Below are 25,054 nucleotides of genomic sequence, written 5' to 3'. Positions count from 1 at the left end.
AACGCGGAAATCGAACGGTACGGCGCTTCTCGGTCGGACTTTCGGAAGACAGCGAGTAGCGCCACCGAGGAGATTTCCTATATCGCTATTCGATTTAAGACTGTTTTTCGAGTGGAAAGTAGGGGTCAGCGAACAACGCCGACGAAAACCGCGAGGAGGCGTCTCGGTGCGGTTAGGCCGAACAGGGGTTCGGTCGTCTCTCCGGTCGCTTCTGGCATCTCGACCGACTCCTCGTCGGCCAATCGCCGAGGAGTCACTTCCTCGCCATGGTGGTAGCCCTCACCGCCCTCGGTCGCACTCTCGATTGTGACTGCGGAGATAGGACGAAACTCCAAAAGTGACTATACAATGGTCTAAGCATTGGCATCGTTTTGAAAAGCAATAATTCGGTTGCTAGTCCGGGCGACTCAGATGAGCAGTTGGATGTCCGCGTCGGCCATGTGTTCGAGCGCGGTGGCCGCGCCGACGCCGGTCGTCACGTCGTCGTACATCTCGTCTTCGTCGTAGTCCATCAGTTCCATCGTCATCTGGCAGGCCTGCAAATCGACGCCCGTGTCCAGCGACATCTCGATGAGTTCCTCGATTGTCGCGGTGCCCTGCTCGTCTATCTTCTTCTCCATCATCTTGGTCGCCATCGAGTCCATGAAGGGAAGCGAGGCGATGGCGTTGGGCATCGGCATGCTCGGGTTGCCGACTGCGCTCATCTTGAGGTCCTTGGATTTGTCCTCGTGGAGGATGTCGAGGCCCCAGAACGTGTGGAAGACCACCACGTCCCAGCCAAACGCCGCGGCGGTGCTGGCGAGGATGAGCGGCGGGTACGCCATGTCGAAGGTCCCTTTCGTGGCGATGATGGTCATCTTCTTCTGGCCGTCGCCGACCTCGGACCGGACCGCCGACAGTTCGTCCTCCAACTCGTCGATGCGGGCCTGCAACTGTGCGATGTCCTCGGCGTCCGCACGGCCGGGGTCCCCAGAGTCTGGGTCGGGGTCGGACGATTGGGTGGTGTCCGTACTCATCTTATTCGGTCTTGCGAACGTAGTGCTTGAAGACGGCCTCGCCGGCCTCCTCCGATTCTGCTTGGTCGAGGAGTTCCACGCCGTCGGTCGTGTTCGCCCACCCTTCGATGTCGCTCATACTGCCGGAGTCGGTCGCAACGACCTCCAGCACCTCCCCTTCGGAGAGGTCGTCAGTCGCTTGCTTGGACTTGACGACGGGCATCGGGCAGGACTGTCCTTTCACGTCGAGACTTTCGGTAACGTCGTATGTTTCACTCATTTTCAACACCAGTGGTCTGTCTTGTGTGTACCGAGCAATACCGGGTGCCGGGATAAAAGGTTGTTGGTTCTTGGGCAGAGCGAACAATTCAGTCGGTCGGTGAGTGGACGCGTATCGCGCGTATCAACTGTATTTTCCCCCGTAATCGGATTTTACACCCCGTTAAATCCGAATTTCGACGCGAGACGGGGCGAGCGCCCGACGAGACTGTGTTGTTGGTATTGCGCAATACTATGCAAACCCTTATGAGGGAGCGTCCGATTAGGATAACTCGTAATGAGTGACCCAGAGTTCCCGACCCCCGACGTGGCGGTCGAAGGCATCGCACCCGAAACGCTGAAAGAGAGTATCGACGCGGGCGAGGACGTGTTCCTCCTCGACAATCGCGTCCCCGCCGACGTGGCGGAGTGGGCCATCGACGGCGAGAACGTCGAGAGTCTGAACGTGCCCTACTTCGACTTCCTCGCGGGCGACCCCGACGAGGAGGTCTTCGAGCAGTTGCCCGACGACCAACAAATCGTAACCCTCTGCGCGAAGGGCGAATCCAGCGAGTACGTCGCCGGCGAGTTAATCGAGCGCGGCCTCGACGCCGTCTACCTCGAAGACGGCATGCAGGGCTGGGCGCGCGTCTTCGAGTACACCGAAATCGACGCCGACACCGACGCTACCGTCGCGCAGTACCAGCGCCCCTCCAGCGGGTGTATGAGCTACCTCGTCGTCTCGGGCGACGAGGCCGCCGTCATCGACCCGCTCCGGGCGTTCACCGACACCTACAAGCAGGACGCTCGGGCGCTCGGCGCTGACCTGAAATACGCAATCGACACCCACGTCCACGCCGACCACGTGTCCGGCGTCCGGGCGCTGGCCGACGAGGGTATCGAGGGCGTCCTCCCGTCTGCCGCAATCGACCGCGGCGTCACCTACGACGAGGCGGTCACCCACGCCGAGGACGGCGACACCTTCGCGGTCGGCGACGTGGAAATCGAGGCGATTTTCACGCCCGGCCACACCTCCGGGATGACCTCGTATCTCGTGGACGACGCGCTCCTGTTGACGGGTGACGGCCTGTTCGCCGAGAGCGTCGCCCGGCCCGACTTGGAAGGCGGTGACGACGGCGCGCCCGACGCGGCCCGTCAACTCTACGAGTCCTTGCAAGAGCGCATCCTCCCCCTCGGCGACGACGTGGTGGTGGGCGGCGCGCACTTCAGCGACGCGGCCGACACCCGCGACGACGGTACCTACACCGAGACCATCGGCAACCTCAAGCAGAAGATGGACGCGCTGACCATGGACGAAGACGAGTTCGTGGAGTTGGTCCTCTCGGACATGCCCCCGCGTCCCGCCAACTACGAGGAGGTCATCGCCACCAACCTCGGGCAGGAAGCACAGACCGACGAAGAGGCCTTCGAGTTGGAACTCGGCCCGAACAACTGCGCGGCGAGTTCCGACGCGATGACCAGCGACTAAAGCCACACCAACTGAGACACCATCATGGAACCACTCGTGACGTTCGCGGAACTGTTTCCCAACGGAATCTGGCGGTACGCGGTCGGCGGGGCGCTCATCGGACTGGGCACCGCCGCCATCTACCTCGGCACCGCCATTCCGGCAGGGGCCAGCACGTTCCTCGAATCCACGCTGTCGTACGTGTCGAACGTACCGCGGTTCAACCGCGCGAAGTACGTCGCCTCCCGCGACTGGCGGGTCGCGTTCACGCTGAGCATCGTCGCCGGGGCGGCAATCTACGCCGTCGCCTTCGGTGACTTCGGGTGGACGACCCGCGTCTCGTGGTGGCGACTCCTCGGCGGGGGCTTCCTCGTCGGCGTCGGCACCAGAATCGGGAAGGGGTGTACCTCCGGCCACGGCATCTGCGGCGTCGGGTCGGTGGCACCGACTTCGCTGGTCAACGTGGCCACCTTCCTCGGCGTCGCCATCGTGACCGCCCAAATCGTGCAGGCGCTGGGGGTGTCGCCATGAGCGAACCTGTCGAACGGGACCGCCATCCCCTGTTCATGCCCCTCATCGTGGCGGGTGGGCTGATATTCGGGTTCGGTCTCGGCCTGAGTCACATGGCCCGGCCCGAAGTCGTGCTGGACTTCCTCCAGTTCGAGGACTTCGGCCTGCTGTTCGTGCTGGGCACCGGGTCGGTGGTCGCGGGCACCGCGTTCGCCATCGGAGTGAACCTCCTCGACCGCGCGCCGCTGACCGGCCGGGCCTACGCCCGCCGACTGAAGTCGTTCGACCGGAACGTCCTCACCGGCGGCGTCATCTTCGGGGTCGGGTGGGGCCTTTCGGGCATCTGTCCCGGCGCGGCCTACGCCAGCCTCGGCATCGGGAACTATCCCATCCTGCTCGCAATCGGCGGGATGTTCCTCGGGGCCTACGCGCAGGGCCTCTGGCGGACGTACCGAAGCGACAACGACGCCGCGACGGCCGCGAAGGCCGACTAACTCCTCGATGTATTCCACACCTCACGAACCGAAACCGCCGGAAATGGTATTGTATGATAAACCCAATTAGGATAATAACTATGACGCAAGCACAACCACTCGAACGACCTCGTGGACGGACCGCGGTGTAACTATGTTCGGAATCGAAACCCTCTCGGGCAACGCGCAGGCGGTCGCTATCGTGGCGGCCGTCATCGGCGAGGCGCTCGCGCTGAACGTGGTCTACACCGTCCTCGAACGAATCGCCGGCCCGGCGTTGACCGAGGCGGTGGCGGGGACCTAACGATGGACCCCACGGTCATCACCGTCTTCGTCGGGTTCGGCCTCCTCATCGGAATCCTGTTCGGATTCTTCGGGATGGGCGGGAGTTTCCTCGTGACGCCCGCGTTGCTGGTGATGGGCTACGACTCCCAGACCGCAGTCGGAACCGGTCTCGCGTTCGTCTTCGGGACCTCGTTCATCGCGGCGCTCAAGCACCGCGACCACGGGCAGGTGGACTACAAACTCGGCGGTATCATGATACTCGGGATGACCGCCGGTATCGAGGTCGGTAAGACCCTCGTGGACGCGCTGAGCGAACTCGGATTCGCCGACACGGTGGTCAGCGTCGCCTACGTCCTCATGCTCGGCGCGGTCGGACTGTTCGTCCTCCGAGACGCGCGTACCGAGGACACCGACGACCTCCATCCGGTCGCCCGGACGATTCAGGATTTCGACGTGCCGCCCCACATCTCGCTGACGGGCGGCGGAGAGGTGTCGCTGTGGCTGACGCTCGCCATCGCGCTGTTCGTCGGCGTGCTGTCGGGATTCCTCGGTGTCGGCGGGGGGTTCCTGCTGATGCCCGCGATGATGTACGGTCTCGGCGTGCCCGCGGCGGTGGCAGTCGGAACCGACGTGTTCCAAATCACCATCTCGGGCGGCTTCGGTGCCTTCCGGTACGCACAGGCCGGTAACGTCGCGTTGGCAGTCGTGGCGGCCCTGCTGGCCGGAAGCACCCTCGGCGCTCGCGTCGGGTCTGCCGCGACGAACATCGTGGACGAGGGCGACATCAAGGGCTACTTCGCCGCGATGTTGCTCGGCGGGAGCGTGGCCGTCGCCGCGAAAGAAATCGGTAGCACCTACGGTATCGAGGTGCTGAACACCCTGAGCATCGCGCTCATCTTCGGGTCGGCGCTGTTGGTTGCGGGGGCCGTCGTCTACACGACGGTCTCAGAACTCCGCCGCGACCAACGCGTCGCCCCAGCGGGCGACTGACGCCCGCTGTGGCCGAATCCCGCTCAGCTAGCGGTAGTTGTGCAGGAATCATGCAAACCCTTTTAGGGGCGTAGTCCCTATCCATCACCAAGAAAATGACAGACTCGATGGCTGAATACCTGCAGAAGGACATGGAGTGCGAGGGGCTGTTAGAGTGCATCCACGGACTGAAGGAACTCGACCGGGAGTGCTTTCAGGCGCTGGTCGAGACCGAAGAACCTCTGACCATCGACGAGGTGGCCAACCGGGTGGACCGCGAGCGCTCGACTGCCTACCGCGCCATCCAGCGACTCCTGCAGGCCGGATTCGTCCAGAAAGAGCAGGTCAACTACGAGCAGGGTGGCTACTACCACGTCTACCGGCCGACCGACCCTGACGAAGTGGCCGACGACATGCAGAGAATGCTCAACGACTGGTACGCCAAGATGGGCCAACTGCTTCAGGAGTTCCGCGACAAGTACGACCAACAGCCAGTCGCCGCCGAGAACTGAGCGACCCCGATTCCGGGTTCGACCGACTTTCGTTTCTTCTCTCTCGTCTCGGTGGACGAACACGCCACGGTTAACCCGCCAGAACTCCAATCGGCGGGTAATGAACCGAGACGAGGCCATCGAGCGCGTCGAGGACGTCCTCGCCGCTGTCGAGGACGAGACCATGCCCGTGCCGGTCCGCGAGTTGTGGGTCTACGGCGACGTGGCGCTGGGGCTGGACCCCGTGGAGCGACTGGACGTGTACGTCACCAAGGACATTCTCCTCCGGGGCGACGACAGCGATGCCGACGAGGAGTTCCGCAAGTCCCACGGCGTCGAGGGCGTGGGCAAGACCGTTCGGGCCGAGTGGGCCGAACAGTTCCCCGAGTACATCCGGGCGAACGACAGCGGCCACGCCGCGCCGGAGAAGTGTCTGGCCGCCCACCTCTTGCCCGACGACGAACCGGTCCACCTCGAAGTCTGCAACTCCAGTTTCGAGGACAACGTGACCCAGCGGCTCAGAGGAGCGATTCAGCGCGACGACTACGAGCAGATTCTGGACCCGCGCGGGGTCTGCCTTTGGGCGGAAGGCCAGCGGAGCGACGAGGCGCTCCGCAAGCTACGCGAGAGCGAACTCGCCTTCCCGACGCTCCCCGCGGCGCTGGAGATGCTCGGCATGGACGAGGAGAAGACACAAGAAGCCGCCGAGGCGGTCGAATCCTACCGGAAGCGCCAAGAGGGAACGACGGTCCGCGGCGACGTGGTGTAGCCGCGACTGGTCGGCGTCGGCGATAGCGAACAGGCCGTGTCTCGCTCCGCGCGGGGGCACACGGCGCTCCCTCCTCGACGCCCCGCGCGGCGATTCTCAGGTCACGGCCGGGGTTGGTCCCGTGCTGGTATGTAAACCCTCGCAGAGCCAGCTTTTGAGAGCTGAACAATATTCTAGACTATTTCAGGCTCCTACGCAATTGCTAAAGAAATGTATTTGTTTCCCCATTCGCTCCGCTCACTTCGGACCCCTTCCTCGCAAAAACGTCGAATTAAAAAGACCGCCTTAGCCCTCGAAACCGTCCTCGAACCGGAATGTACCGTTTCGCTGGACCACTTCGCCGTCCACCTCGATGTACGAGTCCTCGGCCATGTCAACAATCATGTCCACGTGGACCGCGCTCTCGTTGCCCGATTCGTCCTCGGGCAGGCACTCGTCGTAGGCCTTGCCGACCGCGAGGTGAACCGTGTCGCCCATCTTCTCGTCGAACAGCATGTTGTAGGTGAACTGGTCGATGTCGCGGTTCATCCCGATGCCGAGTTCGCCGATGCGACGGGCACCCTCGTCGGCGTTCAGGACTTCGGTCAGCATCTCCTCGTTTTTGGCGGCGCTGTGTTCGACCACCTCGCCCTCCTCGAAGCGGAGGTAGGCGTCCTCGATTTCCCGGCCGTAGCGGACCAAGGGCTTGTCGAACAGCACTTCGCCCTCGACCGAATCGGCGACTGGCGCGGTGAAGACTTCGCCGCCGGGGAGGTTCTTCTCGCCGTAGTCGTTGATGGTCTGCATCCCCTCGACGCTCATCGTGAGGTCGGTGGTATCGCCCGAGACGATGCGAACCTCGTCGGCGGGGTCCAGAATCTCGACCATCTGGGACTGGAACTCGCGCTGGGCGTCCCAGTCCTTGTTGACCGCATCGTAGACGAACTCCTCGTACTCGGCGGTACTCATCTCGGCCTGCTGGGCCTCGCCGGTCGCGGGGAACTGCGTGCCGACCCACCGCTTGCCCATCTGCTCGGCCATGATGGGGCGGTTGACCTCCCGGTGAGCGGTCATCGTCTCGGAGGGCACGTCGCTCTTTTCGAGGGTGTTGGCCGACCCCTTCACGACGATTTTCACGTCGGTCTCCTCCATCTCGGCCAGCGAGTGTTCGGGCGTGTCGAGATTTTCGGGGTCGGCGGCGCGGAGATACGCCCGGTCGGCGCGCTGGCTTCCCATCGAGATAGCGATGTTCGCGCCGATTTCGCCGATTTTCTCGGCGAGCGCGACCACGAGGTCCTCGCCGGCGGGGTCCGCCTTGACGAGGACGTTGTCGTCGGATTCGACGCTTGTGCAGTGGTTGACGAGAATCTCTGCGTGCTGGCGGATTCGCGGGTCCATATCAGCCACAAAGCGACCGCGCCGATAGTTCTTTTCGACTTGTCCCCAGTCGAAGGGCAGTCGGTTTCAGACCGCGCTCACAGACTCTCCGACCGGCCCACCGTCTACCTACCGGCGCACGGTCAGTACCGGCACCGGCGAGGAGCGAACGATTCGCTCGGTCACGCTCCCGAGCAGAACTCGGTCGGCCGCGCCCCGGCCGGTGGTTCCCATCGCCACCACGTCGATGTCCTCGTCGGCAACGTAGTCAAGGAGTTTGTTCGAAGCCCGCCCGGTGAGGACGTGCTTCTCAACGCGCTCGACACCGGCCTCGTCTGCTCGGTCCGCAACGTCGGCGACGGCCTCCTCGGCGACGCCCCGTAGCTCCTCGCTGGCCGACCCCGAGCGAACGTCGATGCCGAGCGACCGGTCGTCCACCACCGAGACGGCATGGAGGGTCGCGTCGAAGGCGGCCGTCAACTCGACCGCGCGGTCTACGGCACCTCCGGCGGCCTTGCTCCCATCGGTCGGAATCAGGACGTTCTCGTAGGGGAAGGGCGTCCGGGCCTCGTCGTGGGTTCGAATCGTGAGGACCGGGACCTCGGAGTGGCGCACGACCTTCTCGGTGACGCTCCCCAACAAGTACCGCGAGAGGCCGGACCGACCGCGAGTCGGCATCACCACGAGGTCCATCCCCCGCGAGTCGGCGTAGTCCACGATGGTCATCGCGGGGTCGCCCTGTACGACCTCGGACTCGCAGGCGACTCCTCGGTCCCGGAGGTCGTCTGCGACCGGTTCTACGATGTCCTCGCCCTCCTGTTCGAGCGCGTCCACCACGTCGGACCCCACGACGGTCACGCTGTCGCGGTTCGTGCTGGCGACGAACACGACGTGGACGGTGGCGTCGAAGTGGTCGGCGAGGTCGGCGGCGTGGCCGATTGCGTCGTCGGCCCCTTCGCTGTCGTCTACTGGAAGGAGGATGTCGGCGAACATGATAGAACGTGTGACAGGCGCGGTAAAGAGAGTACCGACGAGTCGGGCGCGTCAGACCGACCCGACCGTCACGTAGAAGGGAACGACCTCGGCTCTGCGGTACTCGCCGGCGCTCATCTGCTCGACCACCGACCGGCCCATCTCGCGCCAGTCGGTCCGGAGGTCGTCGTACTCGGTCGCCGAGAGGCCGCCCGCCAGCAGGGTGGCGCGGTCGTCGGCCAGTCCCTCGCCGCTGGCCTTCCGGCGCGCGGACCGCAGGTCTCGCTCGGCGTAGGGCGGTTCGACGGTTCTGGTGTGGTAGTGGCGTCGAGTGGAGAGGTCTGACAGGCCCGCTGTGGCGAAGGCTTCGCGGGTGCCCTCCCCGCCGAGGGTCACGTCGGTCTCCACGCCGTCGAGGTAGGCCCGACGCGCTCGCTGTGCGAGGACGCCCTCGGATTCGACGGTGGACTCGACCGACACCGCACCGTTGTCGGGTTCGACCGCAGACACGAGGTCCGAGGAGACCCGCCGGAACTCCCGGACCGCCTCAGCGGGATTGGGGAGGTTGATGAGGAGGGCCTGACAGACCACGAGGTCGAACGTGTCGTCCGGGAAGGGCAGGCGGAGCGCGTCACCAGCGACGGTCGAGACGCCGGCCTCGTCGCGGGCGACCCGGAGGAGGTCGGGGTCGGCGTCCACGCCGACCACCTCGCCGGGGGCCTCCTCGGCCAGCACGCGGGAGAGTTCGCCCGTGCCGCATCCCACGTCGAGGACCCGCTCGCGCGAGTCGAGTTCGAGGTCGGCCAGCGCCGACCGGTCGTCCCACATCCCGCGGCGCGTGTCTCGGAGGTAGTCGGCGGAGAACTGTCGCACGGCTGAATCTGTCTCGGAGTTGGGCGCGGGCGGTGATAAGCAGGGCGGTCTCAAAGAAATGAATAATTGTCCTAGAAAATTAAATACGATTTCTTAACATATATTTATTCATCTCGTCTTCATTCTGGTCCGGCGCGCGAGAAACGCGCGAGGGACGAGCATCGCAGGGAGCGAAGCGACCGAGAAGCGCAGGAGGTTGGGGAGGTTCGAGGTCCGCGCTCGGTGAAAGGGTCCACGAGCAAAAACCCCACGACACGGACAACAGTGGGTGGAGAAAGGGGCCGTCGGGTTCGGTAATCTTCGCGGACTCCTCCGGCGCAACTACGTCCGACGGATATGCCGCTGAACGACCGGACGGGGACTTTCGAAGGCGAAATCACGTTGCGCCTGTCGGGCACACCACCCACTCTCGTCCCCGTCGCCCCACAGCATTCAAGACCGAACACGTTGCCCGTCTGATATGGGTGTCCGGAGCGCACTCGAGACGATGGGCCGGTTCGTCGCGGCGGTGATGGGACTCTACTTGGTCGTCGCGTTGGGAGCCTTGCTTCTCGTCGTTGCGGGCCGGACGCTCGGCGGATACTACCCGGTTCCGTCGGAGTCAGCGGCGGGACCGGTGAGCGACCTCGCTCTCTTCGTGTCGGTACTGGTAGCTTCGTGGTTCGTGGTCGAGGACCGGTCCCTGCGGCATCTCTTCGCGTTCGCGGTCTCGTTCTGGGCGTTCTTCTTCGTCCCGGTGTTGGCCATCGGTGCCCTCGATTCGGTCCTCGGCCCGTTTCTGTCAGACGCGTCGTGGGCCGGAGCCGTCGTCGTCCTCGTCGGTATCGGGGCGCTTCTCGGCGCATATCGACTCGTCTACCCGGCGTCGTTCGCCGAGCGGAGAGAACAGTTCGGTATCGGTTCCTGAACCGCGCTCCCCCAACTCCTGTCGGTCAGTTCTCTCGCAGTTCCCGAACGCGCTCGATATTCCACGCGAAGCCCTTGCCGTCCTCGTGGGGCGTTTCGAGGACGAGGGGCACGTCTTCGAGGTCCGGGTGGTTGACGAGCGCCCGCATTCCCTCCTCGCCGATGAGGCCCTCGCCGATGTGGGCGTGTTCGTCCTTGTTCGTGCCACACTCGTGCTTCGAATCGTTGAGGTGGACGCACTGGAGGTGTTCGAGACCAACCACCTCGTCGAACTCGGCGATGGTGTCGTGGACGGCCTCCTCGGTGGAGAGGTCGTACCCCGCCGCGAAGGCGTGGGCGGTGTCGATGCACACGTCGAGGTCCTGCTCGGAGCGCGAGAGGACTTCGGCCAGATGCTCGAAGTCGCCGCCCAACTTGGTGCCCGACCCGGCGTCGCTCTCGATGAGGACCGTCACGCCCTCGGGGATGTCCAACTCGTCCAGCGCGCTGGCGGCGTTGTCGAGGCCGCCGTCAACCCCGGCCCCGGTGTGCGCGCCGAGGTGGACGTTGACGTAAGGCACGTCGAGTTTGTCCGCGGCATCGACCTCCTTCTGCATGCTGTCGATGGACTTCGCCCGCAGGTCGTCCTTCGGCGTGCAGAGGTTCACCAGATACGACGAGTGGATGACCCACGGTCCCACGTCGTTCTCGGCCGAGAGGGTCCGGAACTGTTCGGCCTCGTCGTCGCCGATGTTGGGGTCCTGCCAGACCTGCGGGGAGTGAGTGAAGATTTGCCCGCAGTTGCCGCCGTCCTCGATTTGGTCGTCTACGGCGTTGTAGACGCCGCCAGCGATGGATTCGTGCGCACCAACTTTCATGTATTCGGGGAGGGATGGAGGGGTGAAAGGCGCTTCGGAACCCCCGCTGTGTTACCGAGACGACGGGAATCGTGGTTCGTACTACCAAGCCACACACTTTTTTGGACTCGGACCCTACGAGAAGTGTGCCAATCAGCCTCGAAACCTTCGAGGAGGGCGGCGAACGCTACTCCATCGAGGAGCGCGTCCTGAAGTTCCTGCAAGCCAACGACGAGCAGGCGTACAACGTCCGGGAGGTCACCGAGGCGGTGATGGACATCGGGTGGTCGGAATCCAACGTCGAGCAACCCTTCGAGGACGAACACGTCGGGTGGGTGCTGGACGTAGCGACCGTGAGCGCAATCTTGGACCGCCTCGTGGACCACGGTGCGCTGGACCGCCGAATCTTGGATACCGGGAACGGCGAGCAGAGCTACTACCACGCTCGGGGGTAGTCGGCCCCGAGACGCCGAGATTTAAGTCGCCAGCGCGACAGAACCGGTCATGAGCGATGCTCCCGGTGTGGCGGTCGGCGAACACGTCGGCGACGTGGCCGAGACGCTGGTGTATCCCGACGCCAGCGCGGCCGAGACCCGACTCTCGGACCTCCTCGACGACGGACCGGTCCTATTGACGTTCTACACCAACGACTTCAGTCCAGACTGCATCAAAGAGTGGTGTTCCTTCCGGGACTACGACTGGTTCACCAGCGACGACAGCGTGCAGGTCGTCGGCGTCAGCAAGTCCCGAGCGTTCACCCACCGGAAGTTCATCGACCACCTCGGTCTCCAGTTCCCCCTCTACGCCGACACCGACTTGGCCCTCGCCGAGGCCTTCGACGTGGACTACCGAGCGTTCAAACTCGTCCCGAGAGCGCGCCGGTCGTGCTTCCTCCTCGGCGAGGACGGCGTCGTCCGGTACAAGTGGATCAGCGAGCATCCCCTCGACCCGACCCGCGACCAGCCGCCGATTTCCGACATCCACGACGCCATCGTCGAGGAGTTCGGCGGTGACGGCCCGGAGACGTTCGGACTCTGACTACGCTGTCGGGTCCTCGCGGTCCCGGACCCACGCGCCGCTCTCGAACTTCTCCGTGGCGCGGTCCTCTGCTCGGGCGAGTTCGTCGTCGGTCCACCCGCCCTCGTCGGCGTCGGCCCACTCCCGGAGGGCCTCCTCGACCGCTTCGACTGCTTCTGTCCTGCTCACGCCCACTTGCTCGTTCATCGTCGTCACGCGCTCTCGGAACTCGTCAGGGGTAGTCTCGGGGTCCGAGAACACCGAGAGGTGGCGCTCGGCGTCGAGGTCGAACTTGAGCGACCCGTGCTGAATCACGGCGTCCTTCTGGCGGTACTGGGCGTTGCCCGAAATCTTCCGGCCCTCGCCCGCCACGATGTCGTGGGCCGGGTGGAGTTCCCGGAGGTAGCAGGCCGGTTGGTGGATAGCCGGCATCTCGTCGGCGGTAAACCGAGCGTCGATTCCGAGTCGCTCGAAGGCGTCGAAGACCGGTTCACAGAGGAGTTCGTAGGTCTCCATCAGGTCGCCCGGCAGTTCGTCGGCGGGCGCGATGATGGAGTAGGAGATGTCGGCGTACCGGTCGTGGTAGATGCCGCCGCCGCCGGTTGGTCGGCGCGTGACCGTAATCTCCTCGCGGTCGCAGTAGTCCCACGCCACGCTCTCGGGGGCCTGCCGGTAGCCCAGCGAGAGGGTACTCGGGTCCCACTGATACACTCGAACCGTCCGCAGACCGTCCTCGGCGGCCGTCTCCGCGGCGATTTCGTCCAGCGCCATGTTGAGCGGGCCGCGCCGGGACTCCTCCCGAACTAGCCGCCACTCGCGGTCGGATAGGGTCATGTCGAGTGCTTCGAGCGAGGTGGCAAAGTGGATTGCGAAGGCCGCCGGGTCTCCTCGGTTGGGAAGGTAAACAGTTAAGTGGTTTAGGGAGGCCTAAACTAGATATGGACCTGAACCGACTCGGCGGTAAGCGTACCAAGCGAACCCGGACGTGGGCGGCGGTGTGTGCCGGACTGTTCGGCGGTTCTGCCTCCGAGGACCCCGAGGAGACCCAGTAACGGTCCCACTGTTTTCAGGGGCCGACACGGCCCAAATTCCGGAGGCCATCGACCCGGCCGAGGAGTCCTCGGAACTCGACGGCGCGAAGCAGGGCGAGAACGACTTCGACGAGGTCGGTTATCGCGGCCCCTGCCCGCTGGCGGGCGACGACCCCCACGAGTACCGCTTCACGCTCCACGTGCTGGACGCGGCGTTAGACGCAGACGGGGGCGCTCCTCGGCCCGACGTAGAAGACGAACTCGACGCCAAGACCCGCGACTCCGACCAGTTCACCGGGACGTTCGCACGGTCGTAGCCGATACCGCTCTCCGGGCGCAAGAAAGCCGGTCCTCTTTGGATTCCGTTCATCGACAGCGCAGAGCGATTATCCGCGTTAGGCCGACGCAAATCGTTCCCGCGGGTTTAGGAACTCGGCATCAACTGGCCGTTGGATTCATACGTCTCGAAGAAACTCCTTCATTAGTCGATATGTCTGTGCGGTCTTGGGTAGACTGAGAAAAATAGGCTCTCTGGCGTCGAGCCGACAGGTTTCGAACGCTCCGAAGCGTAGTATGAGGCCTTACCCTCGGCAAATCGTTTATTTTAGCCGTGAACGATTGGGGCTTTATAATATCCTGTCCGGCGACCGAGATAGATGGTGCCATGGGAGAAAAGACACCAGATACCGGCGATAGTGGAATAGAGCGGCGAGACATCCTGAAAGGTCTCGGCTTCGGCGCGATGGGCCTCGCGGGCGTTGGTGCGATGAGTGGTGGAGTGGCGGCACAAGGTGCTGTGAATGCCGGGTTCACGCCCCCGGACGAAGACTTGGAGGACGACGAAATCAACGGGACCCCTCCAGAATTGGACCCTACTCAGACGGACAGCACCTACGACATAGTTCTGAAGACTAACATGGGAACTCCGGATGTCGAGACGGTGATCGGAAAGTCGTGGGCCGTCCTGTCGAAAGGAGAAGACCGCATGCGAGTTACCAAAGAGGTCTTCGAAGAAGGGACGGTAAAAGGGTCAATCGAGGAAGTGAAAGCAGACACCGACGGAATGATGGAAATCCGCCAGAACTTCAGCGTCGAGGACCTGACCCCAGGTAACTACGTCCTTTTCCTCTCATGCATTAATTTCTCCGGCCTTCAGGGAGCAGAGATGGTGGAGACGGAGGGCCACCCGATGAGAGGAACCTACGACTTCAGAGTCTGCGATGACCCTTCGACGGATCCAAACGAGAGATCTATAGCCACGGTCGCACACGGCTTCACCGTCCCGTAAAATGCCCAGCGAACGCCCAGACGACCAAGGCGGTATCGAGCGCCGGGACCTCATCAAGGGTCTCGGCCTCGGCGCGCTCGCCGTCACGGGCACGAGTGCGATGGCGGAGACAGTCGCGGCACAGGACGGCATGATTAGCTTCGCGGCTCTCACGCCGCCCGGCGAGGACGTAGAGGACGACACCATCCGCGAGTTCACCGACGGATTCGGTGGCGAGTACACCGGCGACTTGGTGTTCAGTCTCAAACTCGGCATCGAGCGGAGCGTCCCGTTGGGCTACCAGATTACCATCGTGGACCGCGACGACAACACGGTCGTTCCGGGGACGTTCGAGGAGGGCAGTTCGCGGGCGTTCGGCGGGACGATTAAGAGCGATTCGGCGGGCTATGCGTTAGAGCGCGAGCGAATCAGCGTCGAGGGGTTGGGTCCAGAGAACCCGCTCGAATCGCCGAACCACTACTGGGCCGTGCTGACCGTGGTGGACTACTCGGGGCTATCGCTGAAAGACTCCGAGAGCAACTGTGCGATGGACTGCGCCAACGTCCCGTTTTCGGTCAAGCACTGGATGCAGAACCAGTAGCCATCAAGCAGTCCGCGACGGGCAGTCCTTTTTTGTCGTGAAGCGTACTCACTTGGCCGATAGTTCGGGAATAATTAGAATTTGCTTAGGCATATAGGTACAAGTCTCAAAGACAACCGTATATTGTAGAAACAGACACAGTTCTTGTCGTGCCCTTCGACTGGCCGACGAGACTCTGGATTCCGGGGCGAATCCGTCTCCGACGGGAAGCCTCGACCGTTTGCACCGACTTACACGCGGCCGTCGCTCACAACGTGCAGTTTCTCGCAGGTCGTGAGAAGCGATACAAAACAGTTTCGACGGTTCAGAGAGCGGTAGTCAGATGCGCAGTCGAAACCACGATTCCGGTTTCGGCTGGCCTCGCGCGGTTCGCCATCTGTCGGACCTTCGGCCCGACGGGCCGTGGCTCACGCCGCAGTTTTCGACTGTGCTTTCTGAAAGGCCAATTGGCGCGGGAGGCGATATTTCCTATCGCAACAAATAATTTATAGAGCTAAAAGGTCGTCAGTCAAGTGGGACGTTCTGCCCGAGGAGGACGACTGACAGTCGGAGGCCGCGTTGCGCGGGGCTTTTATCCGCCGGGCGTCTACTGGGCGGTGATGGTACAGAACGTCGCGGGCATGCTGGCCGAGTTGGAACCCGAGGACTTCCATCTGCTGTCCGGCATCGAGCAGGGGATGCGCTTCTCGGAGTGGGTCGCCCGCGAGAAGTTGCCGGAGTTCTCGCGGTTGACCGCCGAGGAGGTAGATTATCGACTCGACCGGTGTCTCGACCGGGAACTCGTCGAACGCCAGACGATTCAGTACGAGGGCTATCGACTCAAGTTCGAGGGCTACGACGCGCTGGCGCTCCACACCTTCGCCGAGCGCGAGACGTTGGAAGGGTTCGGGTCGCCCCTCGGCGTCGGCAAGGAGAGCGACGTGTACGAGGTCCAGTCGTACAAACCGCTCGCGCTGAAGTACCACCGGGAGGGCTACACCAACTTCCGCGAGGTGATGAAGGAGCGCGATTACACCTCCGACCGAGAACACGTCTCGTGGTTCTACACCGCCCGGAAGGCCGCCGAGCGCGAGTACGACGCGCTCGAAGGTCTCTACCCCGACGTGAAGGTGCCCCGGCCGGTGGACCACAACCGCCACGCTATCGTCATGGAGAAAATCGACGGCGTGGAACTCTCCCGGACCAAACTCGAAGACGAGCAGGTCGTGCCCCTCCTCGACCTCATCCTGTCGGAGATGGCCGACGCCTACGCCGAGGGCTACGTCCACGCCGACATGAGCGAGTACAACGTCTTCGTCAACAGCGAGGGCATCACGATTTTCGACTGGCCCCAAGCGGTCGAGACCGACCACGAGAACGCCGACGAGTTCCTCGAACGCGACGCGGACAACATCGTCAGCTACTTTGCCCGGAAGTATCCCCGACTCGTCCCCGACGACGTGGACATCGCGGCGGTGGCCGACTCGCTCGCCGACGGCGATTTCGAGACCGTTCGGGACCACGCGCCCTGAGGTCCGCGTCCGCACACTTTTGGCGTCGCCCCAGTTCGAGCGACTTCTCGACCGCCCCAAATCGTCGTCTGCCCCTCTCCTCGTCCCGTCAGTAGCCCAGTATCGACACTCGCGCCTCGTTACGCCACAATTTGTCAAATCGAACCTATTTAATACATAACTTTTTTATCCTCTATTTATTGGTTCTATTCGTGGTCTAAAATGAACGATAAAAACGGCGTAAACACGAATCGGCGACAGTTCTTGCAAACGACCGCGGCCGTCCTCGGAACCACGGTCGTCGGCGCTGGCGCGGCCACTGCGACCAGCGAGGGTCCGATTACTGCGACCGGCCGACGCATCCACAAGTTCGTCCCCGACGGCGACACCTACCGCCACGAGGACCGCTTCGTGAGTTCGGACCTCGTGGGCCGGTACGGCGACAAGGCCGTCTCGTTCGAGACCGAGGAGGTCCCCCGCGATGCGATTCCCGCCGAGTACACGAATCCGGACCGAGCGTTCACCCGGACCTACCGCGAGACGGCCGTCATCGGTGCCCCCGAGGAGCACGCCGCCGCCGAGCAGGCCGAGCGTGAGCAGTTGCAGTCGTCTGGCGACGTGTCCACCTCCGGAGACGTGAGCACCCAGAGCCAGCCCTACTACTACGGCCCGCTGTACGTCTACAAGGACGGCGACCAGTTGGTCCGGACCGGTCCCATCAACGTCGGCTGGCGGCGCTATCTCGGGATGAACGCCAGCGAGGTCGATACCAAGATGTACAATCAGGCCGCGTGGAACGGCTACTGGGAAGGCTTCGCCGGCGACCGATACGTCTTGCTGGACAACGGTACGACGATGAAAAAGCAGGACGTTCACGCCTCGAAACCGACCGGACCCTCCTCGCAGTGGCACGGCCGCCTCTACAACCTGCCGACCGACGATAGCGACGACTACGCGGTCGTCGCGCAGGCCCACCACGACCCCGAGTGTCACTGCTACAACGACTGGCGCTTCGCCGACTCGCGCCGGACGTTCCTCGACGTGTGGGACAGCACCATCGACGACGGCTACTACCTGACCGACAACATCGACGTGGCCAACGGCACGGGCTACGGCGACGACGACTCGTCGAACGGCCTGTTCGGCGTCGTCTACTGACGGCTTCCGCCCCGCAGTTATTTGCGACCGGTCCGAGGACGTTCACCTCTGTCTGCTCACGCCTCCGTCGTCACGTCGGACTGCCCTCCTCGCGGCGTCGGCGGCCGGCGTCTCCTCGCGGTCTCACAACACCAGCGAGACCACGGCCAACACGAGGAAGACGATTACCAGCCACTTGGCCACGTCCATCGACAGTCCCGCGACGCCGCCCGCGCCGACCGCACCGGCGATGATTGCGAGGACGAAGAACGCGATGGCGAGTTCGAGGATAGCCACGTTACCGTCCTCCCGTGCGCTGGGTCGGTCGCTCGTCGGCCACTCGGTCACCGCTCGGTCGGTCGCTGGCGTTGGTGTGTGCCATAGGGATACCTGACGCTCGGGGACCTTTGTTATCCGCCGAGTAATCTATCGGCAGTCAGATTCAGTCGAAAACGGGTGAATGAAACGGTCTGCAACGGAGTTTCGGCCGGACGCAACCAACCCACGCAGAGCGAAGACGAAGCCCTTAAACCCCGACGACGAGAAATTTCGGCAACTCGCTGGTAGACGGGCACCAGCGGGCACCTGTTTCCACAGGACGGAATGTGGTCCGCTCCTCGCGGACTGAACCACCCAACGCCCGTGGTGATACACATGGCAAAAAGCTTCTACTCCCACATCAAGGACGCGTGGAAGGACCCGGACGACGGCGATCTCGCCGAACTCCAGTGGCAACGAAAGCAGGAATGGCGCGACCAAGGCGCTATCGAGCGAGTCGAGCGACCGACCCGCCTCGACAAGGCCCGCGAACTCGGCTACAAGGCCAAGCAGGGCGTCGTCGTGGCCCGCGTCAGCGTTCGCAAAGGCTCGGCCCGCAAGGAGCGGTTCACCGCTGGCCGACGCTCGAAGCGGCAGGGTGTCAACCGCATCTACCGGCGCAAGAACCTCCAGCGCATCGCCGAGGAGCGTTCCAGCCGGAAGTACCGCAACCTGCGCGTGCTGAACTCTTACTGGGTCGGCGAGGACGGTAGCCAGAAGTGGTTCGAAGTGATTCTGCTGGACCCGGAACACGGTGCCATCCAGAACGACGACGACCTCAACTGGATTTGCGACGACTCCCACAAGGGTCGGGCCTTCCGGGGCCTGACCAGTGCGGGACAGGACAACCGCGGCCTCCAGCAGAAGGGCAAGGGCACGGAACACAACCGCCCGAGCAACAACGGCGGTCAGGGTCGCGCGAAGTAACGCCACCCCACCACACACTCGAATTTTCACTCTTTCACATCGGCCAGCGGCGCTTTTTTACCCAGAGACCACCAAGCCTCGGCTATGAGCCTCTCACTCGACCCGACCCAACTCGACCGCTACTCGCGGCACATCATCATGGACGAGGTGGGACCCGAGGGCCAGCAGGCCCTGCTCGACGCCTCGGTGCTGGTCGTCGGCGCGGGCGGCCTCGGAGCGCCGGTCATCCAGTACCTCTCGGCGGCGGGCGTCGGCGAACTGGGCATCGCCGACGACGACGAGGTGGAACTCAGCAACCTCCAGCGCCAGATTATCCACGGCAACGACGACGTAGGCCGACCGAAAGTCGAGTCGGCGGCGGAGTTCGTGGCCGACCTCAACCCCGACGTGGACGTTCGGACCCACCACGTCCGCGTCGAACCCGACAACGCCGAGGAGTTAATCGCGGACTACGACTTCGTGGTAGACGCCAGCGACAACTTCCGGACGCGCTATCTGGTCAACGACGCCTGCACCCTCTCGGGGACGCCGTTCTCCCACGGCGCGATTTACAAGTTCGAGGGGCAGGTCACGACGTTCACCACCGAGGGACCCTGCTACCGGTGTCTGTTCCCCGAGGCCCCACCCCAAGGGATGGTCCCCGACTGCGCGAGTACCGGCGTGCTGGGCGTGCTTCCGGGGACCGTCGGGTGCATTCAGGCCACCGAGACCGTCAAGTACCTGCTCTGCGAGGACGGCGGCCTCGATTCGGCCGAACTGCTGGACGGTCGGATGATATTCTACGACGCGATGGAGATGAGTTTCGAGGAGGTCGAATTCAAGCCCAACCCCGACTGTCCGGTCTGCGGCGAGAATCCCATCGACTCGGTGGCCCAAGTCGAGTACACCGAGGAGGCCTGCCCGGTGAGCGCCGACTGACAACACGCCACAGACTGAGACCGCGTCTCACGGTTTCTTCATTCTCTTTTTCCGGGAATCAGTGTCTGTTTATATACGCTACCGGTGCGTCTGTTGAACTGTAAGGTGAACTACGATGGCAACTTCTGACATCAAAACCCGAGTCAACGAGTTCGAGAGTACGATTGGCGGCGTCACGGTCCACGGCAAGGCCCACAGCCTGAGCGCGTGGTTCGTCCTCGCGTTACGCCTCATGATGGGCTACGCATTCCTCTACTCCGGATGGGACAAGATTACCGCCGCGGAACCGTTCAGCGCGACTGGCTACCTGATGAACGCGGTTCCGGCCGAGAGTCCGCTGGTCGAGATGTTCCACTGGATGGGTTCGACAGTCTGGTTCGCTGACTTCCTCAGCATCGCGGTCCCGTGGGGCGAACTCCTCATCGGGATGGCCCTGCTGGTGGGCGTGCTGACCCGCCTCGCGGCGTTCTTCGGCGCGTTCATGATGCTGATGTTCTACTTCAGCAACTGGGACGTCGCCCACGGCCTCATCAACGGGGACTTCGCGTACATGCTGGTGTTCCTCGCCGTCGCGGCGTTCGGCGCGGGCCGCATCCTCGGACTGGACGCCATCATCGAGAACTACGACCTCGGCGGCGAGACCCTGACCGAGCGGTACCCGAAACTGGGCTACCTCCTCGGCTGAACGCTTTCTTTCGGCGAATTCCGGCACTCGCTATTCTTCGCGTCGCTCCTCGCGGCGCTTGCGACGACTGAACGGCGTGATTCTTCGAGTCGGAGCGCGCCTCTCGTGGCCACGTTCGGGGGTCCGGTCGTTCGGCGGTCTATTCGCCTCGCGTCTGTCGCTGGAACTCGTCAGAGTGGCCCGAATTGGTCCCGGCTTCGTTTATAAACGTTCGGCGAGGAGACGGTGGTAAATTGTTTCCCGCTATATCAAATATCCGAGAGCGAGACCGTCGAACCCGTCTCGGCGCTCTCGTAGACGGCGTGCATGGCCTCGATGTCGGTCAGGCCGTGGCGGCCGTCGGGATGAATCTCGCCGTCGGTCCGAATTTGGTGGACGAAGTAGTCGAACTCCTCCAGCATCTGGTCAACCTGCTCGTACTCAACGTTGGCCCGGTTGCCACCGACTTCGAGCGCGAACTTCCGGTTCTGGCGGTCGAAGAACGCAGGTTCGACGCTGACCTCGCCCTCGGTGCCGACGACTTTGAGGTGACTCGACTGGGCGGCGTTCTGGCTTGCCGAGCAGGCCGAGAGAGTGCCGTCGTCGAAGCGAATCTCAAAGGTGGCAACCTCGTCGGGCACGTCGTCGAAGGCGTCGTCGTCTGACCGGGCGAACGCCGAGACTTCGGCGGGTTCGGCGTCGAGGACGAACCGAGCGGTGTTCAGGGGATAGATACCGAGGTCCATCACGGACGCTCCCGGCCCCGAGAGGTCGGGATTCAGTCGCCACTGGTCGGGGTTGGGAATCATCTCCAGCAGGCGCTGGGACATGCTCCCGTGGACCAGCACGGGGTCGCCGATGGCACCGTTCTGGACGAGTTCCCGCGCCCGGCGGACCGCGGGTTCGGTCTGCATCCGGTAGGCGACCATGAGCGGAACGTCGGCGTCCTCGCAGGTCCCGACCATCCGGCGGGCGCGTTCGGGGGTCGCCTCCATCGGTTTCTCGCAGAGAACAGCCTTGCCGAACTCGGCGGCCGACTCCGCGAATTCGAGGTGCTTGGCGTTCGGCGTGGCGATGTAGACTGCATCGTACTCGTCGGTTGCCGCGCCGTCGTGGAACTCGTCGTAGGTGATGGCTGTCTCGGCGCGCTCCGCGGACTCGGCCACGTCCTCAGCCTTGTCGTGGTCGCCGCTGACGACCACGGTGGTCTCGCACCAGTCGCTCTGTTCCGTGGCGGGAATGGCCTCCTCGCGGGTCCACCACCCCAACCCTATCATGGCGAACCGCAGGAGTTCGAGGTCCGATTCGGTCTGCCAGTCGCGCCGGCCGAACTCCGAGAGGGCGTCGTCCATAGCGGAGGGTCGGCGGCCACGCGGACGTAGCTTTCGGCGACCCGAGCGAGCCAGAGCAACAAAATCATTGCTTTCGAGTTTATATCGCTCCCGACCGTTTGCAGGGATTTCTCCACGACGCCGAGATTCTTTGCGGATGGTCGCGTACTCCTCGGCATGTTGGAAGTCCTGCTGGGCGACGACGCCGAGCGGTCCGGCGCGTACATCGCGGAGTTCGTCTACGGCGCGAACGACGGCATCGTGACCACGTTCGCCGTCGTGGCGGGCGTCGCGGGTGCATCGCTGTCGCCCTCCATCGTCCTCGTGCTGGGCGCGGCCAACCTCTTTGCCGACGGCTTCTCGATGGGGATGAGCAACTACCTGAGCAGGCAGTCGGAACTCGCCTATCGAGAGAGTCGCGGCGACTCCTCGGCGGCCGAGGCCGACGGTAAATCCCCCGCCAGTACCGCGCTGGCCACCTTCGTCGCGTTCGTCCTCGCGGGGGTGATGCCGCTGATTCCCTACGCGCTGGCGGTCCGGCCGCTGTTCCCGTCAGCCGTCGCGGTCACGGGCGTCACGTTCTTCGTCGTCGGCGCGAGTCGGAGCCTCGTGACCGACCGGGGATGGCTCCGGAGCGGTGCGGAGATGTTCGCCATCGGGATGCTCGCGGCGGTGGTCGCGTTCGTCGTCGGCGACCTGCTGGCTGGTGCGGCGTGACGAGACATCAGTCCGACCGCCAATCCGGGATGCAACGAATACAAATCGCTCCGACGCCGAGTCCCGCCCATGAACACTCGTTCTGTCGCCCGAGGAGGGACGCTGTTCGCCGCGCTCGCCGCGATGCCGGTCGCGTCGGCCCACGGCGGCGAGGCCGCGCCGCCGATGCCCCAATGGCTCGCGCTCGCGGTCCTTCTGGTCGGCGTCGTCGTCGCGGTCGGAAGCGGCTACGCGCGCCGGCGGACCTCGGCGACGGCCGCGCTGTCGGGCGCGTTCGCCGGCCTCGCGGTGGCCGCGGTCGGCGCGATTGGACTCGTGCAACTCTCGCCGGTCGAATCGCTCGCGGCCAGTCAGCCCCCGATTGCGAGGGCGTGGTACGGCCCGCTGACGCTCGGTATCGGCCTCGCAATCGTGGTCGGAAGCCTCGTCGTCGGTCGGATGCAGTGGCCCGACCGGCCTCGGTACGCCGCGCTCGGGATGCTGTTGGGCCTGTGGGTCGCCTACCCAGTCGTCGTGCCGGGGTCGCTGACCAACCCGCTGGGCTACCTGCTGGCGCTTTCGGTCCCCGTGACGGTCGGCTACGTCGTCTGGCGCGACGCTCGCGGTCTGGTCGGCCGGGCGCTCGCCGACCGACCGAGCAGGTGGTTCGGAACCGGCACGGGCGTCGTCGCGGGCCTGTTCTTCATGTTCTCGATGGGGATGTTGACCTTCGTGCCCGAACCCGGCCGCGGCGTCGAACTCGAATCCAGTTTCGTCACGACCTCGCAGGTCACGAACCCGCTGGTCTACTGGCCCGCGGTCGAGTTCCACTTCCACGACTTCCTCGGGACCGCGCCCCTCAGCGGCGTCGTCTCTGTCGGGATGGGCCTGCTGGTCGGACTGGTGGCGGTCCTCGTGGGACTCAACGCCGCCCTGCTAGCCTCCCAGTGGCGAGCAAACTCGTCGGGCGGCGGGGCAGAGGCCACCGCCGGGTCGGCGGCCGTCGCCGCGCCCAACGCCTGCTGTTGCTGTGGCCCGGTTCTCGCCGAGATGGCCGTGGTCTCGGTGGGTCCCGCCGCGGCCGCGCCGCTCTACTGGCTGTTCGTGGATTTGGCCTCGCCGCTCGGCGCGCTGTTCTTCGTCGTGAGCGTCGGCCTGCTGGCCGGGAATCTGGTCCGGTCCGGGCGAAGTGTAGCATGAACCCGGCCGTTCCCTTTGTTTATGCCGGTTTCCACAACAATCATATACCGTGGAATAGAGAACCCATTGTACAATGAGTCACGAGGTTACGTCGCGTTATCGGGTGGAAGATATTGTCGATTCGCAGGGAGACGTGTGGCTCGAAGACCTGCACCCACAACGCTCGGGATACCTCGTGGCAGTAGAGATGAACGCGCAGTACGACTCGAAACTAAAAAATCGGGTTGAGGAGTTGAACGAGGGCGAGACGATTATAGCCACTCTGAAGAGTCAGGATAAGCGTCACACGGTGTGGCGTTTCGCGGAAATCACCGACGAACCGAAAAAGCAGTTAAACAACGCCGTCGCTCGGTCTTAGGCCAATTCTCCCGACTGAGACGTGACGTAATCGGTGAAAAGGTATTCTATGAACTCTTCTTCGTACTTCTCCTTGAGTTCCCAGAAGGAGTACGAGACAATTCCAGTAAGGAGCCAAAGCGTCCAGACGGGACTCCAGATGTCGAGTATCGCGGGCGTCCACGGTTGAATACCGATTACGGAAAGCCAATCATAGAACAGTCTCGGAAGAAACTGGGAAAACTCGACCCAGAAGTAGAGGACGGAAGCATAGAAGCAGGCAATCCACATTCCGCGCTGGAAATTTCGAATCGCTTGAAATCGTAACGCGCGGGACGTGCCGTGGTTTTCCAAGTCGCTCGAAATGAGATGGAGGAGGTCACCGTAGTTGTTGTAGTTGTTGTCCAGACGGTACTTCTTCTTACAAATTTTCCAAACTTTACTCGCCAACCGGTTGTCGGGGAGCGGTTCGTCTTTTTTCACTTTGACCAAGAGTACGGCCTCGATGACCGACCGATAGAGACGAGCAGGGAAAACGGTGATTCGACCCACGAGAGATTGGCCGACGTATTCACGAACTGGGTCCCCGATACACTCGTTCCAGTAATAGTACGGCAGATAGAGACGCCTTTGATTGCCGTCGTAGTCGTCTACTCCAGTCGAGGGAGACGTATCGTACGATTGGGCAGAGAGGATAGTGAACTTGAACGTTTCACGTTTGCCCGCCGCTTCGGAGGCGTGTTGCTGGATAACGTGACCGAGTGCGAACGCGATGATGGCGAGGAGGAACTGAATTCCGAGCGGTGCGGAGGCGATTTGCGTCACGTTTTCCATCGGAAAGACGGAAACGAGCGCGGCCAAGACGATGGTTCCGGGAATAAGATTACCGAAGATGTCGAAAAGGGTGAACTGATTGAATATTCGACTTACGGCCATTTGACCCACGTTATATCGTGCTTG

At 63.4% G+C, this 25,054-nt stretch carries 32 protein-coding genes; 21 read left to right on the top strand and 11 right to left on the bottom strand.

Annotation, left to right across the window (positions count from 1 at the left end; all coding sequences use genetic code 11):
• Positions 1 to 125: 125 nt before the first annotated feature.
• The 3 genes from P2T57_RS15635 to P2T57_RS15625 form a co-directional block, all read right to left on the bottom strand.
• A complete protein-coding gene (locus P2T57_RS15635; protein ID WP_276300145.1) occupies positions 126 to 335 on the bottom strand; it encodes a hypothetical protein in 210 nt (69 codons plus the stop codon).
• A gap of 72 nt (positions 336 to 407) precedes the next feature.
• On the bottom strand, positions 408 to 1,016 hold the full coding sequence (locus tag P2T57_RS15630) for a DsrE/DsrF/DrsH-like family protein (RefSeq protein WP_276300144.1): 609 nt from the start codon (positions 1,014 to 1,016) through the stop codon (positions 408 to 410).
• A 1-nt stretch (position 1,017) separates the two neighbouring features.
• Positions 1,018 to 1,275 (bottom strand): sulfurtransferase TusA family protein, encoded by a 258-nt coding sequence (locus P2T57_RS15625; RefSeq protein ID WP_276300143.1) that lies wholly within the window; start codon positions 1,273 to 1,275, stop codon positions 1,018 to 1,020.
• Between the two features lie 276 nt (positions 1,276 to 1,551).
• Here P2T57_RS15625 and P2T57_RS15620 point away from each other — a divergent pair, with 276 nt between their 5' ends.
• The 7 genes from P2T57_RS15620 to P2T57_RS15590 all read left to right on the top strand — a co-directional run bounded on the left by P2T57_RS15620 (position 1,552) and on the right by P2T57_RS15590 (position 6,218).
• Positions 1,552 to 2,742 (top strand): MBL fold metallo-hydrolase, encoded by a 1,191-nt coding sequence (locus P2T57_RS15620; RefSeq protein WP_276300142.1) that lies wholly within the window; start codon positions 1,552 to 1,554, stop codon positions 2,740 to 2,742.
• Positions 2,743 to 2,766: 24 nt separating this feature from the next.
• The gene (locus tag P2T57_RS15615; protein ID WP_276300141.1) at positions 2,767 to 3,252 is read left to right on the top strand and encodes a YeeE/YedE family protein; all 486 of its coding nucleotides are present in this window, start codon (positions 2,767 to 2,769) and stop codon (positions 3,250 to 3,252) included.
• Positions 3,249 to 3,725, top strand: coding sequence for a YeeE/YedE family protein (locus P2T57_RS15610; protein WP_276300140.1), 477 nt, complete (start codon positions 3,249 to 3,251; stop codon positions 3,723 to 3,725). The genes P2T57_RS15615 and P2T57_RS15610 overlap by 4 nt, the downstream gene beginning before the upstream one ends.
• A gap of 133 nt (positions 3,726 to 3,858) precedes the next feature.
• A complete protein-coding gene (locus P2T57_RS15605) occupies positions 3,859 to 4,008 on the top strand; it encodes a DUF7512 family protein (RefSeq protein WP_276300139.1) in 150 nt (49 codons plus the stop codon).
• A gap of 2 nt (positions 4,009 to 4,010) precedes the next feature.
• Positions 4,011 to 4,979: a sulfite exporter TauE/SafE family protein gene (locus P2T57_RS15600; protein ID WP_276300138.1), complete on the top strand. Its 969-nt coding sequence runs from the start codon at positions 4,011 to 4,013 to the stop codon at positions 4,977 to 4,979.
• 95 nt (positions 4,980 to 5,074) lie between these two features.
• Positions 5,075 to 5,470, top strand: a complete 396-nt coding sequence (locus P2T57_RS15595; RefSeq protein WP_276300137.1) for a helix-turn-helix domain-containing protein — start codon at positions 5,075 to 5,077, stop codon at positions 5,468 to 5,470.
• 100 nt (positions 5,471 to 5,570) lie between these two features.
• Complete coding sequence (locus P2T57_RS15590) at positions 5,571 to 6,218, top strand: DUF7095 family protein (RefSeq protein ID WP_276300135.1); 648 nt, start codon at positions 5,571 to 5,573, stop codon at positions 6,216 to 6,218.
• A gap of 285 nt (positions 6,219 to 6,503) precedes the next feature.
• Here the strand turns inward: P2T57_RS15590 and P2T57_RS15585 are convergent, their stop codons facing one another.
• The 3 genes from P2T57_RS15585 to P2T57_RS15575 all read right to left on the bottom strand — a co-directional run bounded on the left by P2T57_RS15585 (position 6,504) and on the right by P2T57_RS15575 (position 9,419).
• The gene (locus P2T57_RS15585; protein ID WP_276300133.1) at positions 6,504 to 7,595 is read right to left on the bottom strand and encodes an aminopeptidase; all 1,092 of its coding nucleotides are present in this window, start codon (positions 7,593 to 7,595) and stop codon (positions 6,504 to 6,506) included.
• A gap of 108 nt (positions 7,596 to 7,703) precedes the next feature.
• Positions 7,704 to 8,567, bottom strand: a complete 864-nt coding sequence (locus P2T57_RS15580) for a universal stress protein (protein WP_276300132.1) — start codon at positions 8,565 to 8,567, stop codon at positions 7,704 to 7,706.
• Between the two features lie 51 nt (positions 8,568 to 8,618).
• Positions 8,619 to 9,419, bottom strand: a complete 801-nt coding sequence (locus tag P2T57_RS15575) for a class I SAM-dependent methyltransferase (protein WP_276300131.1) — start codon at positions 9,417 to 9,419, stop codon at positions 8,619 to 8,621.
• Positions 9,420 to 9,879: 460 nt separating this feature from the next.
• Between P2T57_RS15575 and P2T57_RS15570 the strand changes: the two genes are divergently transcribed.
• Complete coding sequence (locus P2T57_RS15570) at positions 9,880 to 10,326, top strand: hypothetical protein (RefSeq protein ID WP_276300130.1); 447 nt, start codon at positions 9,880 to 9,882, stop codon at positions 10,324 to 10,326.
• A gap of 25 nt (positions 10,327 to 10,351) precedes the next feature.
• Here the strand turns inward: P2T57_RS15570 and P2T57_RS15565 are convergent, their stop codons facing one another.
• The gene (locus tag P2T57_RS15565; protein WP_276300129.1) at positions 10,352 to 11,182 is read right to left on the bottom strand and encodes a deoxyribonuclease IV; all 831 of its coding nucleotides are present in this window, start codon (positions 11,180 to 11,182) and stop codon (positions 10,352 to 10,354) included.
• A gap of 125 nt (positions 11,183 to 11,307) precedes the next feature.
• Between P2T57_RS15565 and P2T57_RS15560 the strand changes: the two genes are divergently transcribed.
• Entirely contained in the window at positions 11,308 to 11,616 is a 309-nt protein-coding gene (locus P2T57_RS15560; RefSeq protein ID WP_276300128.1) for a hypothetical protein, read from the top strand.
• A 49-nt stretch (positions 11,617 to 11,665) separates the two neighbouring features.
• Complete coding sequence (locus P2T57_RS15555) at positions 11,666 to 12,199, top strand: redoxin domain-containing protein (protein WP_276300127.1); 534 nt, start codon at positions 11,666 to 11,668, stop codon at positions 12,197 to 12,199.
• Here the strand turns inward: P2T57_RS15555 and P2T57_RS15550 are convergent, their stop codons facing one another.
• Complete coding sequence (locus P2T57_RS15550) at positions 12,200 to 13,012, bottom strand: lipoate--protein ligase family protein (RefSeq protein ID WP_276300126.1); 813 nt, start codon at positions 13,010 to 13,012, stop codon at positions 12,200 to 12,202.
• 226 nt (positions 13,013 to 13,238) lie between these two features.
• Between P2T57_RS15550 and P2T57_RS15545 the strand changes: the two genes are divergently transcribed.
• The 5 genes from P2T57_RS15545 (at position 13,239) to P2T57_RS15525 (ending at position 17,725) form a co-directional block, all read left to right on the top strand.
• The gene (locus P2T57_RS15545; RefSeq protein WP_276302121.1) at positions 13,239 to 13,526 is read left to right on the top strand and encodes a YbhB/YbcL family Raf kinase inhibitor-like protein; all 288 of its coding nucleotides are present in this window, start codon (positions 13,239 to 13,241) and stop codon (positions 13,524 to 13,526) included.
• Positions 13,527 to 13,819: 293 nt separating this feature from the next.
• Positions 13,820 to 14,497 carry a hypothetical protein gene (locus tag P2T57_RS15540; protein ID WP_276300125.1) on the top strand — a complete coding sequence of 226 codons (678 nt, stop codon included), beginning with the start codon at positions 13,820 to 13,822 and terminating at the stop codon, positions 14,495 to 14,497.
• A 1-nt stretch (position 14,498) separates the two neighbouring features.
• Complete coding sequence (locus P2T57_RS15535) at positions 14,499 to 15,077, top strand: hypothetical protein (protein ID WP_276300124.1); 579 nt, start codon at positions 14,499 to 14,501, stop codon at positions 15,075 to 15,077.
• A gap of 599 nt (positions 15,078 to 15,676) precedes the next feature.
• Positions 15,677 to 16,588, top strand: a complete 912-nt coding sequence (locus P2T57_RS15530) for a serine/threonine-protein kinase RIO2 (RefSeq protein WP_276300123.1) — start codon at positions 15,677 to 15,679, stop codon at positions 16,586 to 16,588.
• A 201-nt stretch (positions 16,589 to 16,789) separates the two neighbouring features.
• Entirely contained in the window at positions 16,790 to 17,725 is a 936-nt protein-coding gene (locus P2T57_RS15525) for a hypothetical protein (RefSeq protein WP_276300122.1), read from the top strand.
• Positions 17,726 to 17,848: 123 nt separating this feature from the next.
• Here P2T57_RS15525 and P2T57_RS15520 read toward each other — a convergent pair whose 3' ends face one another.
• Positions 17,849 to 17,995, bottom strand: a complete 147-nt coding sequence (locus P2T57_RS15520; protein WP_420028545.1) for a DUF1328 family protein — start codon at positions 17,993 to 17,995, stop codon at positions 17,849 to 17,851.
• A gap of 363 nt (positions 17,996 to 18,358) precedes the next feature.
• On the opposite strand from P2T57_RS15520, the gene P2T57_RS15515 reads away from it, so the two are divergent.
• From P2T57_RS15515 to P2T57_RS15505, 3 genes are all read left to right on the top strand, one after another.
• On the top strand, positions 18,359 to 18,949 hold the full coding sequence (locus P2T57_RS15515; protein ID WP_276300120.1) for a 50S ribosomal protein L15e: 591 nt from the start codon (positions 18,359 to 18,361) through the stop codon (positions 18,947 to 18,949).
• A gap of 84 nt (positions 18,950 to 19,033) precedes the next feature.
• Entirely contained in the window at positions 19,034 to 19,867 is an 834-nt protein-coding gene (gene ubaA / locus P2T57_RS15510; protein WP_276300119.1) for an SAMP-activating enzyme E1, read from the top strand.
• A 115-nt stretch (positions 19,868 to 19,982) separates the two neighbouring features.
• Entirely contained in the window at positions 19,983 to 20,552 is a 570-nt protein-coding gene (locus tag P2T57_RS15505; RefSeq protein WP_276300118.1) for a DoxX family protein, read from the top strand.
• A 248-nt stretch (positions 20,553 to 20,800) separates the two neighbouring features.
• Here the strand turns inward: P2T57_RS15505 and gfo6 are convergent, their stop codons facing one another.
• A complete protein-coding gene (gene gfo6, locus P2T57_RS15500; protein ID WP_276300117.1) occupies positions 20,801 to 21,883 on the bottom strand; it encodes a D-xylose 1-dehydrogenase Gfo6 in 1,083 nt (360 codons plus the stop codon).
• 156 nt (positions 21,884 to 22,039) lie between these two features.
• On the opposite strand from gfo6, the gene P2T57_RS15495 reads away from it, so the two are divergent.
• The 3 genes from P2T57_RS15495 (at position 22,040) to P2T57_RS15485 (ending at position 24,116) form a co-directional block, all read left to right on the top strand.
• Complete coding sequence (locus P2T57_RS15495) at positions 22,040 to 22,579, top strand: VIT1/CCC1 transporter family protein (protein ID WP_276300116.1); 540 nt, start codon at positions 22,040 to 22,042, stop codon at positions 22,577 to 22,579.
• Between the two features lie 69 nt (positions 22,580 to 22,648).
• Complete coding sequence (locus P2T57_RS15490) at positions 22,649 to 23,758, top strand: hypothetical protein (RefSeq protein ID WP_276300115.1); 1,110 nt, start codon at positions 22,649 to 22,651, stop codon at positions 23,756 to 23,758.
• Between the two features lie 73 nt (positions 23,759 to 23,831).
• The gene (locus P2T57_RS15485; protein WP_276300114.1) at positions 23,832 to 24,116 is read left to right on the top strand and encodes a hypothetical protein; all 285 of its coding nucleotides are present in this window, start codon (positions 23,832 to 23,834) and stop codon (positions 24,114 to 24,116) included.
• Here P2T57_RS15485 and P2T57_RS15480 read toward each other — a convergent pair.
• Positions 24,113 to 25,030 carry a hypothetical protein gene (locus P2T57_RS15480; RefSeq protein WP_276300113.1) on the bottom strand — a complete coding sequence of 306 codons (918 nt, stop codon included), beginning with the start codon at positions 25,028 to 25,030 and terminating at the stop codon, positions 24,113 to 24,115. The genes P2T57_RS15485 and P2T57_RS15480 overlap by 4 nt on opposite strands.
• Positions 25,031 to 25,054: the final 24 nt, after the last annotated feature.

Source organism: Halorussus lipolyticus, assembly GCF_029338375.1.
Classification (GTDB): domain Archaea; phylum Halobacteriota; class Halobacteria; order Halobacteriales; family Haladaptataceae; genus Halorussus; species Halorussus lipolyticus.
Note: the sequence above shows the minus strand (reverse complement) of the source record. Positions and strands in the feature narration are given on the sequence as shown.